The organism is Thermanaerothrix daxensis (genome assembly GCF_001306145.1).
Taxonomy (GTDB): domain Bacteria; phylum Chloroflexota; class Anaerolineae; order Anaerolineales; family Anaerolineaceae; genus Thermanaerothrix; species Thermanaerothrix daxensis.
In genome coordinates this window covers 663,788-678,928 of record NZ_LGKO01000005.1, presented here as the reverse complement: position 1 = coordinate 678,928, position 15,141 = coordinate 663,788, and the positions used below count along the sequence as shown (strand labels likewise).

The window sequence follows — 15,141 nt, the reverse complement described above, 5'->3', positions numbered from 1 at the left end:
AGCATGCGATTGGATCAAATTGTGGATGCCTTACAACTCAATGTTCTTACCTGCTCAGTTAATTTGAATGAAATAGAGCCAACCGGTGGCTACGCTTCGGATTTGCTCTCGTGTGTAATGAGCGGCGCCCAACGCGGCAATTTATGGATTACGCTTCAATCGCACTTAAACATTGTAGCAGTGGCAGCCCTGCTGGATCTCGCCGCCGTCATTATCACCGAAGGGGCTCAACCCGATGCCGCCACCCTCGAAAAGGCCACTCAAGAAGGCGTTATTCTGCTCTCCACCCCCCTCCCTACCTACACGGTCATCGGACGGCTCTGGGAATTGGGGGTTCGCAATCCCGAAACGACCGCTTGATCAGAGCAGAAGGAGTGCAAGGTGACCATCTTCCGCGCTGACCTGCACGTGCACACCGTCCTCTCACCCTGCGCTGAGATCGAAATGCTCCCTCCCCTCATCGTGAGTGAAGCAGTGGAGCGCGGAATCACCCTTATCGCCATTACCGATCACAATGCCACCGCCAACATTGCCGCTGTGCAAGCGGCTGCTGCAGGCCACCCCCTGAGTGTGCTGCCAGGCATGGAACTGCAAACTCGCGAAGATGTTCACGTCCTTTGCCTCTTTGACACCCTCGAGCAAGCCCATGCCTGGCAAGCCATGGTGGATCAGGCCCTGCCCCCCCTCAAGAATCGTCCCGACTACTTTGGCGACCAACTCATCGTAGATAAAGAGGGGGATTTCGTGGCCCACGAAGAACGGTTGCTCCTGGTAGCGACCTCATTTTCGCTTGAGGAAGCCTGGCAAAAGGTCACAGAATTGGGTGGGCTCTTCATCCCCGCTCATGTGGATCGCAAGACATTCGGGCTAATTGAAACCCTGGGATTTGTCCCCCCCACCTTACCAGTAGAAGCACTGGAGATCTCACGCCATCTCAAACCACGTGATGTTCCTGCCCGCTTTCCCCAGATTGTTGGCTATCCGCTCATCCAAAGCGGCGATGTACATCGCTTAAGCGAATTTCTGGGAAGCACACTTTTTGAAATGGAAGCCCCAACGCTGGCAGAGATCCGCATGGCACTGCGGGGTGAAAAAGGGCGCTCCTGCCGCATTCTCTCGGCCACTACCATCCCTACAGGCGCAGATTGTTAATTTTTTCACATTATTACAACTTTCATGATAAGATAATGACATTTGGTAATTCTGGTAACTGGAGAAACTCGGTAAACTCATCACAGCAGAAGAAGTTTTTAAGGCTATTTACATCCGATTAGTCTATTGGAGATTCTTATGAGCCTGGCAACGATCGCAAAAACCCGAATCCCAGCCAATGATCCTTTAGCCGACCCGGAAAAGAAGCAAATTATTGACGAGATTCTCGAGAAGAACAAAGACCTTCCCGGGGCGCTAATGGTGATATTGAACGAGTTGCAATCTCGGATTGGTTATATCTCCAACCCAATGCAACAGTATGTAGCCGATGCACTTCACATTCCGGTCAGCAAAGTCCATGGCGTAGTAACTTTCTACTCGTTCTTCACCACAACCCCGCGCGGCAAACACACCATTAAGTTTTGCATGGGCACCGCCTGTTACGTCGGGGGCACGCCTCAGTTAATCGAAAAAGCCAAGTCGTTGTTGGGAATTGAACCAGGCCAGACCACCCCCGATGGCAATATTACGTTGGAATTGTGCCGGTGCGTTGGGGCTTGCAGCCAGGCACCGGTGGTGGTTGTAGATGACCAAATCGTCGGGCGTGTTCGCCCCAACAAATTCCCGCAAATCCTGCGGCCATTGCAACCTCAAGCATAGACCCTCATGAAGGAACTGGCTCTCCACCTCCTTGATATCGCTGAGAACAGTCTAGCGGCTGGGGCTCACCACGTCACCATTAAAGTGGTAGAAGACACCCACAACGACCGCTTGATCATGGAGGTGTGTGACGATGGAAAGGGCATGGACCCTGAAATGGTGGCTCGCGTGGTGGACCCCTTTGTCACCACACGTACAACCCGCAAAGTTGGCCTGGGCATTCCGTTGCTGAAGGCGGCCGCCGAGGCCTGCAACGGTTGCCTGGAGATTGAATCCGAAGTAGGCAAAGGCACCTGTGTGCGGGTCTCGTTCCAACGCAGTCACATTGATCGCATGCCGTTGGGAGATTTGGCTGGCACCTTACTGACCTTGCTGGTAGGCAACCCCCATGTGAATTGGACTTTTATCTACCAGGTAGATGGCGAAACTTATACCTTCGAAAGCCAACCCATCCTGGAAATTCTGCAAGATGTTCCGCTGACCGAACCGCGTGTTCTGGCTTACCTGCGCCAGGAACTGGAAAACGGTATCTCTCAGGTTCAAAAATCCACCCTCTTGCAAAAAGCAACTTAAGGAGTGTGATATGCCCACAATCAAAAGTCTGGATGATTTGAAACGCATTCGCGAAGAAGCCCTGGCTAAGCGGAAGGCCAAAACCACCTCAGGGCAGGTACAAATTACGGTGGCAATGGGTACTTGCGGTATTGCTGCCGGTGCGCGCGACACAATGAAGGCTATCCTTGAAACGATTGCTGAGAAGAATCTGGAGGGGATCATCGTTACCCAAACCGGCTGCATTGGCCTGTGCGAACGCGAGCCCATTGTCCAGATCACGGTTGGCGATCAGCCAAAAGTGACCTACGGCAAAGTAACACCCGAGGTTGCACGCCGTATCCTGGAAGAGCACGTGCTTAAAGGGCAGGTCGTCCAGGATCATGTAGTTCCGCTCTAAAGCATTTTTACCTGGATACGATCCTTATAAGGCTACAGGTTGCGATATGAAATACTATCGGTCTCATGTTCTGGTATGCGTAGATCCTGAGTGTCTAAACCGCGGCGCCCACGAGATTGAGGATGCGCTTCAAGATGAACTGGTAGCTCAGGGGTTGATTGACGAAGTCCAAGTGCTCGAGACCTCACGCATCGGCGCTTGCAGCGACGGTCCTGAATTGATGGTCTACCCTGAAGGCGTTCATTACGTCGGCCTTTCAGTAGATGACATCCCCTACCTGGTCGAAGAGCACTTCCTCAAAGGGCGAGTTGTCCAAAAATTCCTCTACACCAGGCCCAAATTTGTGGATGAAGAACTAAGCGCGCCTACCCCCAAAGAGGTGCGGGTTGTTTTGCGCAATTGCGGCAAGATTGATCCGCAAAACATTGAAGATTACATTGCCGAAGATGGATACCAGGCGCTGGCTAAAGTGCTCACCGAGATGACGCCCGAGCAGGTGATTGATGAGATCAAGCGCTCCGGATTGCGTGGGCGCGGGGGGGCCGGTTTTCCAACCGGGCGCAAGTGGGAACTCACCCGTGCCGCGAAGGGCGAGCCCAAGTACATCATCTGCAATGCCGACGAGGGCGACCCCGGTGCTTTTATGAACCGCCGGGTGCTGGAGGGCGATCCACACTCTGTGATTGAGGGGATGATCATCGCCGCTTACGCCATTGGGGCATCGCAGGGCTACATCTACTGCCGTGCCGAATACCCCCTGGCAGTCTCAACACTCAACATCGCCATTCAGCAGGCACGTAACTTTGGCCTACTGGGCAAGAACATCCTGGGAACCGACTTCTCATTTGACCTCGAAGTGCGCCAGGGAGCCGGCGCCTTTGTCTGCGGTGAGGAAACCGCCCTGATTGCCTCAATCGAAGGTCGGCGCGGTGAGCCGCGTCCTCGTCCGCCCTTCCCCGCTCAGAGCGGCCTGTGGGGCAAACCCACCAACATCAACAATGTAGAAACCTATGCCAATGTTCCGCAAATCATCCTCAAAGGGGCCGAGTGGTTTGCCAGCATGGGCACAGAAAAAAGCAAGGGGACCAAAACCTTCGCGCTGGCAGGTGATCTCAATCACACTGGCTTAATTGAAGTGCCCTTCGGCATCACATTGCGCGAGATCGTTTATGATGTCGGGGGCGGCATTCGAGATGGCAAAGCCTTCAAAGCCATTCAAACCGGTGGTCCGATGGGAGGATGTCTGCCCGCCAGTTACCTTGATCTGCCAGTGGATTATGAATCGCTGACCGCCGCGGGCTCGATCATGGGTTCGGGTGGGATGATCGTCATGGACGAAGACACCTGCATGGTGGATATTGCCCGCTTCTTCATGGAATTCACCCAGGACGAATCCTGTGGAAAGTGCACCCCCTGCCGCATCGGCACACGCCGCATTCTGGAAATTCTCACCCGCATTTGCGAGGGCAAGGGCCAGGATGGCGATATCGAGACACTGGAATACTTATGCGAACAAATCCGTACTAACAGCCTGTGCGGTTTGGGGCAGGGTGCCCCCAATCCCGTGGCCAGCACCCTCAAGCACTTCCGCGACGAGTACGAAGCCCACATTTATGAAAAGCGTTGCCCGGCAAAAGTTTGCCGCGCCTTGATCCGTTACGAGATTCTCCCAGAGGCCTGCACCGGATGCACCGTTTGCGCCCGCAACTGCCCGGTAGGTGCTATCAGCGGAGAGCGTCGTCAACCCCATGTGATTGATCCGGATGTGTGTATTCGCTGCGGTATTTGTATGCAGGTTTGCAACTTCAATGCCGTGGTGATTGAGTAGGTCATTCCTTTTCTTATCAGCCGGCAGGAGGAGAGGCATGCAACCCGAAAATGGCAACCATAAAAAGGAGAGGATCCTGGCGGCCGTGGAGGCAGCGCTCGAACGCTACGGGGCACGGCGGGAAGAACTCATTCCCATCCTCAGCGACATTAATCGTGCACTGGGTTACCTTCCCCCCGAAGCCTTGAACGAGGTTTCCAGGCGCCTGAAAGAACCGCATAGCCAGGTGATGTCGGTAGCCAGTTTTTATCAGATGCTCTCCACCAAACCGCGCGGCAAGCACGTTGTGCAGTTTTGCGAGAGCGCCCCTTGCCATGTCGTGGGCGGGCGAGAAGTGTGGGAAGCCCTGCAAGAACATCTACACCTTGAGGCTGGCGAAACCAGCCCAGATGGCCAATGGACCCTGGTTACCGTTTCCTGCCTGGGACTATGCAGCGTTGGTCCGGTGATCGTGGTTGACGAAGATGTATACGGCAACGTCACCCCCGAGCGGGTGCCCGAGATTCTGGCTCGTTATCGCTAGGCCGCTAAGGAGGAATGCCATGAAAATGATTCGCTCGATGGTGCTGGTATCCGGGGATTCCCTCAGTCTGGAACGCGGTGCCGAACAGGTCCTCCAAGCGCTGCAAAATGAGATCCAGGCATTTGGGCTTAGCGATGAGGTCTCGGTAATGATGATCGGCGACGTCGGCCGTCATGATGCCCTGCCCATGGTTATCGTCTATCCCGAGGCAGCCGTGTACGGCCCGGTTAGGCCAGAAGATGTGCACTACCTGGTCGAAGAACATCTTTATAAGGGGCGCATTGCCAACGATCTGCTGGCTCCGGTACGCGAACTTTCGGGGCGCATTGCCTGGGTGGCAGCCCGTAAAGGCACCCTTCCTGCCGAACAACGCATCGTCTTGCGCCGGGTGGGCTTGATTAATCCAGATGACATCGAAGAGTACATTCTCCACGATGGCTACACGGCTCTCGGTAAAGTACTTACCGAGATGACCCCCAACGAGGTCATCGAGGAGATTAAAAAATCCGGGCTACGCGGGCGCGGGGGGGCCGGTTTTCCTACCGGCGCTAAATGGTCGTTTGTTGCCCGCGAGAAATCCGCAAAGAAATACATTATCTGCAATGCCGATGAGAGCGAACCCGGAACCTTCAAGGACCGCATCATCCTGGAGGGTGACCCTCATAGCATTATTGAGGCAATGGCCATCGCCGGTTACGCGGTCGGTGCAGATGAGGGCTATATTTACGTGCGTGGCGAATACCTGCTGGCCCAAGAACGCCTGCGTCGAGCCATCGAACAGGCCCGTGAAATGGGATTCTTGGGCAAGAACATCTTTGGCACCGACTTCAGTTTTGACATCCATATTCACACCGGTGCAGGTGCCTACATCTGCGGAGAGGAAACCGCTCTGATTGAGTCCATTGAGGGCAAACGCGGTCAACCCCGCTCCCGCCCTCCATTCCCAACCACTTACGGCCTGTGGGGCAAGCCGACCGTCGTGAATAATGTAGAAACTCTGGCCAATGTTCCCCCCATCGTCCTCAATGGCGCTGACTGGTACCGCCGTTTTGGCACCCCCAGCAGCCCTGGGACCAAGGTATATACCATCCTCGGCAATGTCAATGTAACCGGGGTCATTGAAGTACCTATGGGGATCACCTTGCGTGAGGTCATCAACATCTATGCCAAAGGAATGAAGGGTGGGGCAGCCTTTAAACTAGCACAGACGGGTGGTTCAAGCGGTTCGCTGATTCCCGCTTCCCTCCAGGATACCCCAATGGACTTCGATTCATACGCTAAAGCCGGGGTTGCGCTGGGCTCTGGGGCGTTGCTGATTTGCGATGAAAACACCTGTGTGGTGGATCTGGTTAAAGTGCTGATGAATTTCTTCCGCAAAGAATCCTGTGGTAAGTGCAATCCCTGCCGCATCGGGACGCAACGAGCCTACGAAATTATGTGCGCCATCGCCGAAGGTCGCGGCAAAATGGAAGACCTGGACCAACTGCTCTGGCTGAGCGAAAACATGTATCTGCTTTCCAACTGCGGGTTGGGCCAGACGGCTGGCACCCCGATCAAAGATATGCTCAAACACTTCCGGGCCGAGGTAGAAGCCCACATTGCCCTGCATGTGTGTCCTACAGGTGTCTGCAAGATCAAAGCATTTGCATAATCTTTTTTCTGAATACACCCCAGTTTTCAAAGGAGTATTAGCCATATGACGACCAATAATGGTTTCACCATTGACGCTCTCATGCCCCCTGAAATGGCCCAAAAGGCCGAGGCCATCGGCGTCAAAAAGGCCAACCTGGATTTTTGGTCTATGCTGGCCCTTTCAATTCTGGCAGGTGCCTTTATTGCCCTGGGGGCCATTTTCGCCACCACAGTAAGCGCTGGCTCCACACTACCCTATGGGGTCACCCGTCTATTGACTGGTCTGGTGTTTACCCTGGGCCTGATTCTGGTCATCGTAGGTGGCGCTGAGCTCTTTACCGGTAACAATCTGATTATTATGGCATTCACCAGCGGCAAAGTCACTCTGGGTGCACTTATGCGCAACTGGGTGATCGTCTACGTGGGCAACTTCATTGGCTCCATTGCCACCGCGCTACTGGTCTTCCTCAGCGGGCAATACAAATTCGGCAACGGCGCCATTGGGTTGAACGCCCTTAACATTGCCAACGCGAAGGTAAGCCTGGAATTTGTTCAGGCCATTGCCCTGGGAATCTTGTGCAACGCGTTAGTCTGTCTGGCGGTCTGGCTGTGCTACAGCGCCCGCACCACGACGGATAAAATCCTTAGCATCATCCCGCCCATCTCGGCTTTCGTCGCGGCGGGCTTTGAACACAGCATTGCGAACATGTATTTCATTCCCATCGGCCTTTTCATCAAACAGTGGGCCCCTGCCTCCTTCTGGAAATTGCAGGCCCTGGTAGATTCAGGCAAGACGGTTGAGAGTTATGCCAATCTGACCTGGGTGAATTTTTTCCTTGCCAATTTGCTCCCAGTAACCATTGGCAACATCATCGGTGGCGCCTTTATGGTTGGTCTAGTGTACTGGTTCATTTACTTACGTCACCACCGCTCTTAGCATGAAGCCATGAGATAGATGTTTATGGAGAAACGCCTATGGTTACTGTTACGATTGATGGGAAGAAAATAGAGGTACCTGAAGGCATGACGGTATTGGAAGCCGCCGCTCAAGCCGGTATCACCATCCCCACCCTGTGCTATCACAAAGACCTTAGCCCACACGGTGGGTGCCGTTTGTGCGTTGTTGAGGTTAAGGGGGCTCGCACCCCGTTGGCATCGTGCACATTACCGGTCAGCGAGGGGATGGAGGTAACCACGGAATCCCCCACACTGCGTGAATCGCGACGCACCATTTTGCAACTCCTGCTCTCTACTTACCACGACGCTGGTTATGCGGCCAATGATGGACGGCCCAATGAATTAGAGCAGTGGGCGCGTGTTTATGGGTTGGATCCTTACGAGGCCATGGCCAAAGCCCCCCGTTATTCCATCAACAGTGACCCCAATCCCTTTGTCTGGGTAGATTTGAACAAGTGCATCCTGTGCGGGCGCTGTATTCGCGCCTGTGCCGAGGTGCAGGGACGTTTTGTATGGGGGCTGGCCGAGCGAGGCTACGATACCCGTATCGTGGCTGGCATGGACGAAACCATGCTTGAAGCCCGCTGCGAGTCCTGTGGGGCATGTGTCGCCTACTGCCCCACCGGTGCGCTGGATAACAAGCCCTCGGTTGGCGCAGGCGCTCCCGATAAAGTGGTGACAACCACTTGCTCCTATTGTGGAGTGGGTTGCCAGTTTGACTTTCAGGTCAACACCAAAACGAATCGTATCCTGCGTGTCACCTCTAATCCTCAGGCCCCCGTTAACGGCATGCATTTGTGCGTCAAAGGACGCTACGGATACGACTATATACATCATCCAGACCGACTGCTCAAACCTCGGGTGCGCGAGTACTTACTCAAAGGCGAGAAACGCCCGGCTAACGGAGAGCGTGGCCCCTGGGTAGAGGTGGACTGGGACACTGCGCTGGAGATTGTAGCCAGAAAACTGGTTGAAGCACGTGATACCTATGGGCCAGATAGCGTCGGCATCCTGACCTCGGCAAAATGCACTAACGAAGAAAATTACCTGATGAATAAACTGGCACGGCAGGTGATCGGCACCAACAACATTGATCATTGTGCGCGCTTATGCCACTCCAGCACAGTGGCGGGTCTGGCACTGGCATACGGTTCAGGTGCGATGAGCAACTCCATGAAAGATGTGGCTGAGAAAGCCGCGGTTATCTTCATAATTGGCTCCAATACGACTGAACAGCACCCCGTATTCGGGGCCATGATTCGCCAGGCAGTGCTGAAGCGCGGAGCCAAACTGATCGTAGCCGACCCCCGCAAGATTGACATCACCGAATTTGCAACCCTCCATCTGCAACAACGGCCAGGAACGGATATCGCCCTGCTCAATGGGCTGATGCACATTATTGTTCAAAACGGGTGGCAAGACGAGGCATTCATAGCCGAGCGAACAGAAAATTACGAAGCCTTCCTTGAAAATTTGCAGGACTATACCCCTGAAAAGGTGTCTGCCATCACAGGGGTGCCGGTCGAGCGACTTTATCAGGCTGCTGAGATTATGGGGAAGAATCGCCCAATGGCCGTCATTTGGGCCATGGGTATCACCCAGCACATTGTCGGCGTGCAGAACGTGCTCACGCTGGCCAACCTGCAAATGCTGTTGGGGAACATGGGCGTTCCCGGCGGTGGAGTTAACCCCTTGCGCGGACAGAATAACGTACAAGGTGCTTGCGACATGGGCGGCTTGCCGGATGTGTATCCGGGCTACCAGCGCGTCACAACCGAAGAGGCCCGCCTGAAATTCGAACAGGCTTGGGGTGTTGCTCTCCCGGATAAAGTGGGGTTGACCGTGACCGAGATGATCCCGGCGGCGGGTGAAGGCAAAATCAAGGCGATGTACATTTTGGGTGAAAACCCGGTCATGAGCGATCCGGACTCCAATCATGTGAGGCATTGCCTGCAAACGCTGGACTTCCTCGCTCTGCAGGAAATTTTCCCCTCTGAGACCTCGGCTTATGCCGATGTTTTGCTGCCGGGGGTCTCATTCGCTGAGAAAGATGGGACCTTCACCAACACCGAGCGACGTGTCCAACGCGTTCGCCAGGCCATCCAACCCTTAGGGGAGGCTCGCCCCGATTGGATGATCATCCAGGATCTGGCACAACGCATCCTTGGTCAGGGGAACCGCCAGGTCAACCCCGAGGCCCCCTATGGCAAATGGAACTACACCAACACAGCCCAAATCATGGATGAAATTGCAGCGCTGACGCCGATTTATGCAGGGATCTCTCACGCCCGATTGGAAGTGGGTGAAAGCCTGCAGTGGCCAGTGCGAAGCAAGGATCATCCCGGCACCCCCATTCTGCATGTAGGACGGTTTACCCGTGGGAAGGGTAAATTCCACCCCACCGTGCACGTCCCGCCAGCCGAACAACCCGATAGAACTTACCCCATGGTGTTGACCACCGGACGTGTCCTCTACCACTGGCATGGTGGGGAAATGACGCGCCGCTCTAAAGGTTTGATGAAAGTCTATGACCGACCGTTGATCGAAATCAATCCCGAAGATGCTCAACGCATTGGTCTAAACGGCAAGCGTATGGTAAGGGTCTCATCGCGCCGGGGGAGCATCATCGCAGAAGCCTGGATCACCGAACGGGTACCTCCAGGCCTCATTTACGGAAACTTCCACTTCCCCGAAGCCTCAGTCAATGAATTGACCCTCGCGGCATTGGATCCAATTTCCAAAATTCCCGAATTCAAGGTTGCCGCGGTCAGGGTTGAGGCCTATTCGGAATGAACGATCCTGGAGCGTGATACCGAGTGGATACAATCCGCTCATGAAAAAGCATTCACTGGAAGGGAGAAGGGATGGCTACCATCACAATTAACCAACAAACCTATGAAGTACCAGATGGGATCACCGTCTTACAGGCGGCCCGCCAACTAGGGATCTTCATTCCTACTTTGTGCGACCACCCTCATCTAACACCTTACGGTGGTTGCCGCCTGTGCATGGTTGAGATTGAGGGCTTTCGCACCTTACAGGCCGCCTGCACGATTCCGGTGGCAAATAACATGGTCATCCACACCGAGAGCGAGAAGGTCAAAAAGGCGCGCGAATTTGCCCTCTCTCTGATCTTTAGCGAACGCAATCACTTCTGCCCCTATTGTCAGGTCAGCGGAGGAGACTGCGAACTGCAAAATGCAGCCTACCGCATCGGGATGACGCACTGGCCCTTGCAGCCCAACTGGCAGCCCTTCCCGGTGGATGCCTCCCACCCCTACATCATCCTGGAACACAACCGCTGCATCCTTTGCCGCCGTTGTATCCGTGCCTGTAGCGAACTGGTAGGCGTCAATACCCTGGGGGTTGCCAACCGCGGAGCACGCACGTTCATTATCGCCGATTTTGAGGTACCCCTTGGCGAGAGCACCTGTGTCTCTTGTGGCATGTGTGTCCAGGTCTGCCCAACGGGCGCCATGATTGACCGCAAGAGCGCCTACCAAGGAAAAAAATCCGAAGCCCGGCACGTGGAAACCATCTGCACAGGCTGCAGTCTGGGATGTGGATTAGATGTTTTGATCACCGATAACCGCATCCTGAGCATCTACGGCAATTGGGATGCCCCCGTTAATCGGGGTGTACTATGCAAGGTCGGCCGCTACTATCCTCTAGATGATGATCGGCCCCGCCTTACCACCCCATTAGTCCGTAAAAATGGGGAGCTCAAGCCTGCCACCTGGGAAGAGGCCCTGAAAAAGGCTGCCAGTGCACTGAGAAACCACACCAAGCAAAGCGCCGCATTGATCTCGGCACGCTTGAACGTTGAATCCCTCTACACCTTCCGCAAAGTCTTTGCCGAAGGGTTGCAAAGCCCGCTGGTCACTTCACTCAGCGCACATGCCTTGCGTTCACTCGTGGACGCCCTTGGTGACCTGGATGAGCCCTTCGAAGGAAGCGTTGCTGACTTAGACAACGCCACCTCAATTCTGATGATGCGAGCCGATTTAGCTCACGAACATGAGGTTCTGGGGTTCTTCGTCCGGCGCTCGCTTAACCGTGGTGTCCATCTAACGGTCGCTGACACGCGTGAGAACGCCTTTGCCGCCCTGGCCGAGGCCACATTAACCTTCAAAGAGGGTCATCAGTCGGCGGTAATTGAGGGACTTATAGCAGCAGTAGCGCGCTTAGGGTTGAGCCGCACCGATTATTCGGAAGATGCCGTTGCCAACCTGGCTAATGCGGCAAAGGTCACTGGACTGGCAACAGATGAGTTTCTCAAAGCCGCCTACCAGATTACCCGCGGGGACAAACCTGTGATCGTCTACGATCCCGCCACCATGCAAGACGCCGGTGCCATCAAAGCCCTGGTACGCTTAGCCAGGATGATCGGTGCCACGCTAATCAGCCTCAAGGGCGACGCCAACGCTCTGGCCGCCGTCCAGCTGGGCCTGGCTGAACCCCTCCGCACCACCGCTTACGAGGTGGCTTATGTGGCCTTGGGTGATGAAGTTCCCTGCGAAGCCCTGGTGGCAGCCATGGAAGATGTGCCTTTCCTGATTATTCAGGCTAGCCGCGAGTCAAAACTCACTGCCCGCGCTGACGTGGTCCTCCCGGTCTACACCTGGGCTGAGGAAAGTGGCCATTATCTCAACCTCGAAGGGCGTCTCCAGGAAACGCACCCGTGTCTGAGCGCACCGGAGCAAGCAAAATCTAATGAAACGGTGTTGCGTGAACTGGCAGAGGTCCTGGGCGTGAGCGCTGAAGGGGATTGGCGCATCGCTCTCACGCAGCGGGTTGCACCTGTCGCCATTGCGGTATAAGGAGAACTGGATCGAGCGAGAAGGAGTAGCCATGAATAAACCAAAGGTAGCCACCGATTGGTTAGCCGGTTGCGCCGGCTGTCATATGTCCTTTTTAGATATTGACGAACGGATTGTTAACCTCGTTGACCTGGTTGACCTGCGCTCCTCCCCCATCACTGATCTAAAAGAACCCGACGCAAGCGGGGTGGACGTAGGCATTTTGGAAGGGGGGATCAACAATACCGCCAATGAAGAAGTTGCACACAAAATGCGCAAGCGTTGCAAAATTCTGGTAGCGCTGGGAGATTGCGCGGTCTTCGGTGGTGTTCCAGCCATGCGCAACTTCTTCAAGATTGAGGATGCCTTACGTCGGGCTTATGTAGAGACAGAAAGCACCGACGCGGAGGGTAAGATCCCTGACGACCCCGAACTGGCTAAACCCACCCGGGTGCGCGCCGTGAGCGAAGTAGTGCCCGTAGATGTATATGTTCCGGGTTGTCCGCCCAGCGCGGAGATTATCTACTACGTGCTGAGTGAACTGGCTCAAGGGCGTATCCCCGTGCTCAAGGACGAGCGCCTCCAGTGGCATTAAGGGTAGACTAGAGGAGGAAACACGTATGGCAACAGTAACCACGCAAAAAATCACCATTGAGCCGGTAACCCGGATTGAAGGCCACGCTAAGGTCACCATCCACTTGAATGGAGATGGTAAAGTCGAGCGCGCTTATTTACACATCAACGAATTCCGTGGCTTCGAAAAATTCTGTGAAGGGCGCATGGCCTTTGAAATGCCGGTCATTACCCCGCGCATCTGTGGAATCTGCCCGGTTTCACACCACCTGGCAGCCGCTAAGGCCTGTGATGACCTTTATGGCTCTCCCCCACCACGACCGGCCCAGTTGCTACGTGAGTTAATGCATATGGGGCAGGTCATCCAAAGCCATGGGATGCACTTCTTTGAATTGGCAGGCCCTGACCTGCTGCTGGGGTTTGACGCCGATCCTGCCATTCGCAATGTGGTGGGATTAATCCGCGCCAACCCCGAGTTAGCCCTGCGCGCTGTGCAACTCCGAAAATACGGGCAGGAGATCATCAACATTCTCGGCGGTCGCCGCATTCACCCTGTTTTTGCCGTTCCAGGTGGGGTCAACAAAGCCCTCACAGCCAGTGAGCGCGATCAAATCCTGGCTGGCCTGGACGAGGCCATTGCGACCATCCAAATCGGCTTGAAGATTTTCCAGGATTGGGCAGAGAGCAACCAGGAGGACATCAACCGCTTTGCGATCTTCTCCACCGGCTACTTGGGAATGGTCGAAGCCGGCAATACACTCGAGCTCTATGATGGAGACCTGCGGCTGATTGATTCTGACGGTCGCGAATTGGAGCATTTTGCCGGCCGTGATTACCTGAACTACATTGCTGAACACGTAGAATCCTGGTCGTACCTCAAATTCCCTTACTACAAGAAAATGGGGTGGCCTGCCGGGGTTTACCGCGTGGGTCCGCTTGGGCGTCTCAATGTATCCGAACGCATTGCCACACCATTAGCCGATGAAGCATTAAAGGCATTTAAAGCCCTCAACGCCGGCAAACCTGTTGAACAGACCCTTTACTACCACTACGCGCGCCTGATCGAAGCGCTATATGCGGCCGAAAATGTGCGCACGCTACTCGATGATCCCGACATTTTGAGTACGGAGATCCTGAACACGCGCCAGGAGTTCCGTGGAGAAGGCATTGGGGTGATTGAAGCCCCACGCGGCACCCTGTTCCACCATTACTGGGCCAAGTCCAACGGCCAGATCGAGCGGGTCAATCTGATCGTTGCTACGGGCCACAACAATTGGGCAATGAGCCAAGCCGTCGAAAGCGTGGCCAAGACCTACATCACAGGGCCGGATATTCGCGAGGGTCTGCTCAATCGAGTGGAGGCCGCTGTGCGAGCATATGACCCATGCCTCTCTTGCTCAACCCATGCCGTAGGGCAAATGCCGATGGTCATCGAGATCATAGACGCTCAGGGTAGGCTAGCACAAACCCTCACGCGTTTGCATGAGTAACACGACATTCCTTTCGCATTCTCAACTTCCTTCCCCCTGGGGGAGGGGGAAGGAAGTTTCCCCAGCACCTCGCATCCTCATCCTGGGCATTGGTAACCCTGACCGCCAGGATGATGGAATCGCCTGGCATTTGATCAACCACCTGGCAGGACAATTGGGATACCCCGGGGCTTTGGAGATTGGCGAACAAACGATCCTTGAGGATCGGCTCACCTTGCGCACCGACTTGCAACTCACGCCGGAGATGGCTGAGGAGATCGCTACCTATACGCATGTTTGTTTTGTGGATGCCCACACGGGCAGCCTACCGGCAGAGATCACCTGGCTACCCATACACCCCGGCTTTCAGCCTTCCCCACTCAGCCATCATCTGACCCCAGAATCCTGCCTTGCACTGGCCGAGACACTCTATGGGCACGCTCCCCAGGCCGTCTTGCTTTCTGTGAGGGGTTATGAATTCGGCTTTGCACGCAAATTGTCAGCCCGCACCCATGCTTTACTGAATGCAGCCCTGGATGTCCTGGTGCGGTGGTTAACTTCCCTCCTTCCAAATGACTAGGATTTGGTGACAATTT

Annotated in this window: 14 protein-coding genes; all 14 read left to right on the top strand. The window is 54.9% G+C overall.

Annotated features, from left to right (window positions below):
• The first annotated feature begins 3 nt into the window (after positions 1-3).
• The 14 genes from SE15_RS11780 (at position 4) to SE15_RS11715 (ending at position 15,125) form a co-directional block, all read left to right on the top strand.
• Positions 4-360: a DRTGG domain-containing protein gene (locus SE15_RS11780; protein WP_054522295.1), complete on the top strand. Its 357-nt coding sequence runs from the start codon at positions 4-6 to the stop codon at positions 358-360.
• A gap of 21 nt (positions 361-381) precedes the next feature.
• Entirely contained in the window at positions 382-1,152 is a 771-nt protein-coding gene (locus SE15_RS11775) for a PHP domain-containing protein (protein WP_054522294.1), read from the top strand.
• Positions 1,153-1,290: 138 nt separating this feature from the next.
• On the top strand, positions 1,291-1,812 hold the full coding sequence (locus tag SE15_RS11770) for an NADH-quinone oxidoreductase subunit NuoE family protein (protein ID WP_083461904.1): 522 nt from the start codon (positions 1,291-1,293) through the stop codon (positions 1,810-1,812).
• A 6-nt stretch (positions 1,813-1,818) separates the two neighbouring features.
• On the top strand, positions 1,819-2,385 hold the full coding sequence (locus SE15_RS11765) for an ATP-binding protein (protein ID WP_054522293.1): 567 nt from the start codon (positions 1,819-1,821) through the stop codon (positions 2,383-2,385).
• Between the two features lie 10 nt (positions 2,386-2,395).
• The gene (locus SE15_RS11760) at positions 2,396-2,764 is read left to right on the top strand and encodes a (2Fe-2S) ferredoxin domain-containing protein (RefSeq protein WP_054522292.1); all 369 of its coding nucleotides are present in this window, start codon (positions 2,396-2,398) and stop codon (positions 2,762-2,764) included.
• A 46-nt stretch (positions 2,765-2,810) separates the two neighbouring features.
• Positions 2,811-4,592, top strand: a complete 1,782-nt coding sequence (gene nuoF, locus SE15_RS11755; protein ID WP_054522291.1) for an NADH-quinone oxidoreductase subunit NuoF — start codon at positions 2,811-2,813, stop codon at positions 4,590-4,592.
• A 37-nt stretch (positions 4,593-4,629) separates the two neighbouring features.
• The gene (gene nuoE / locus SE15_RS11750) at positions 4,630-5,115 is read left to right on the top strand and encodes an NADH-quinone oxidoreductase subunit NuoE (RefSeq protein ID WP_054522290.1); all 486 of its coding nucleotides are present in this window, start codon (positions 4,630-4,632) and stop codon (positions 5,113-5,115) included.
• Between the two features lie 19 nt (positions 5,116-5,134).
• Positions 5,135-6,766: an NADH-quinone oxidoreductase subunit NuoF gene (gene nuoF, locus SE15_RS11745; protein WP_054522289.1), complete on the top strand. Its 1,632-nt coding sequence runs from the start codon at positions 5,135-5,137 to the stop codon at positions 6,764-6,766.
• A 45-nt stretch (positions 6,767-6,811) separates the two neighbouring features.
• Positions 6,812-7,684 carry a formate transporter FocA gene (gene focA / locus SE15_RS11740; protein ID WP_054522288.1) on the top strand — a complete coding sequence of 291 codons (873 nt, stop codon included), beginning with the start codon at positions 6,812-6,814 and terminating at the stop codon, positions 7,682-7,684.
• Between the two features lie 38 nt (positions 7,685-7,722).
• Positions 7,723-10,497, top strand: coding sequence for a formate dehydrogenase subunit alpha (gene fdhF, locus SE15_RS11735; protein WP_054522287.1), 2,775 nt, complete (start codon positions 7,723-7,725; stop codon positions 10,495-10,497).
• A gap of 71 nt (positions 10,498-10,568) precedes the next feature.
• A complete protein-coding gene (locus SE15_RS11730) occupies positions 10,569-12,524 on the top strand; it encodes a molybdopterin-dependent oxidoreductase (protein WP_054522286.1) in 1,956 nt (651 codons plus the stop codon).
• Between the two features lie 31 nt (positions 12,525-12,555).
• Entirely contained in the window at positions 12,556-13,098 is a 543-nt protein-coding gene (locus SE15_RS11725; RefSeq protein ID WP_054522285.1) for an NADH-quinone oxidoreductase subunit B family protein, read from the top strand.
• Positions 13,099-13,123: 25 nt separating this feature from the next.
• Entirely contained in the window at positions 13,124-14,566 is a 1,443-nt protein-coding gene (locus tag SE15_RS11720; RefSeq protein ID WP_054522284.1) for a Ni/Fe hydrogenase subunit alpha, read from the top strand.
• On the top strand, positions 14,559-15,125 hold the full coding sequence (locus SE15_RS11715) for a hydrogenase maturation protease (protein WP_054522283.1): 567 nt from the start codon (positions 14,559-14,561) through the stop codon (positions 15,123-15,125). Before SE15_RS11720 ends, SE15_RS11715 begins: the two co-directional genes overlap by 8 nt.
• Positions 15,126-15,141: the final 16 nt, after the last annotated feature.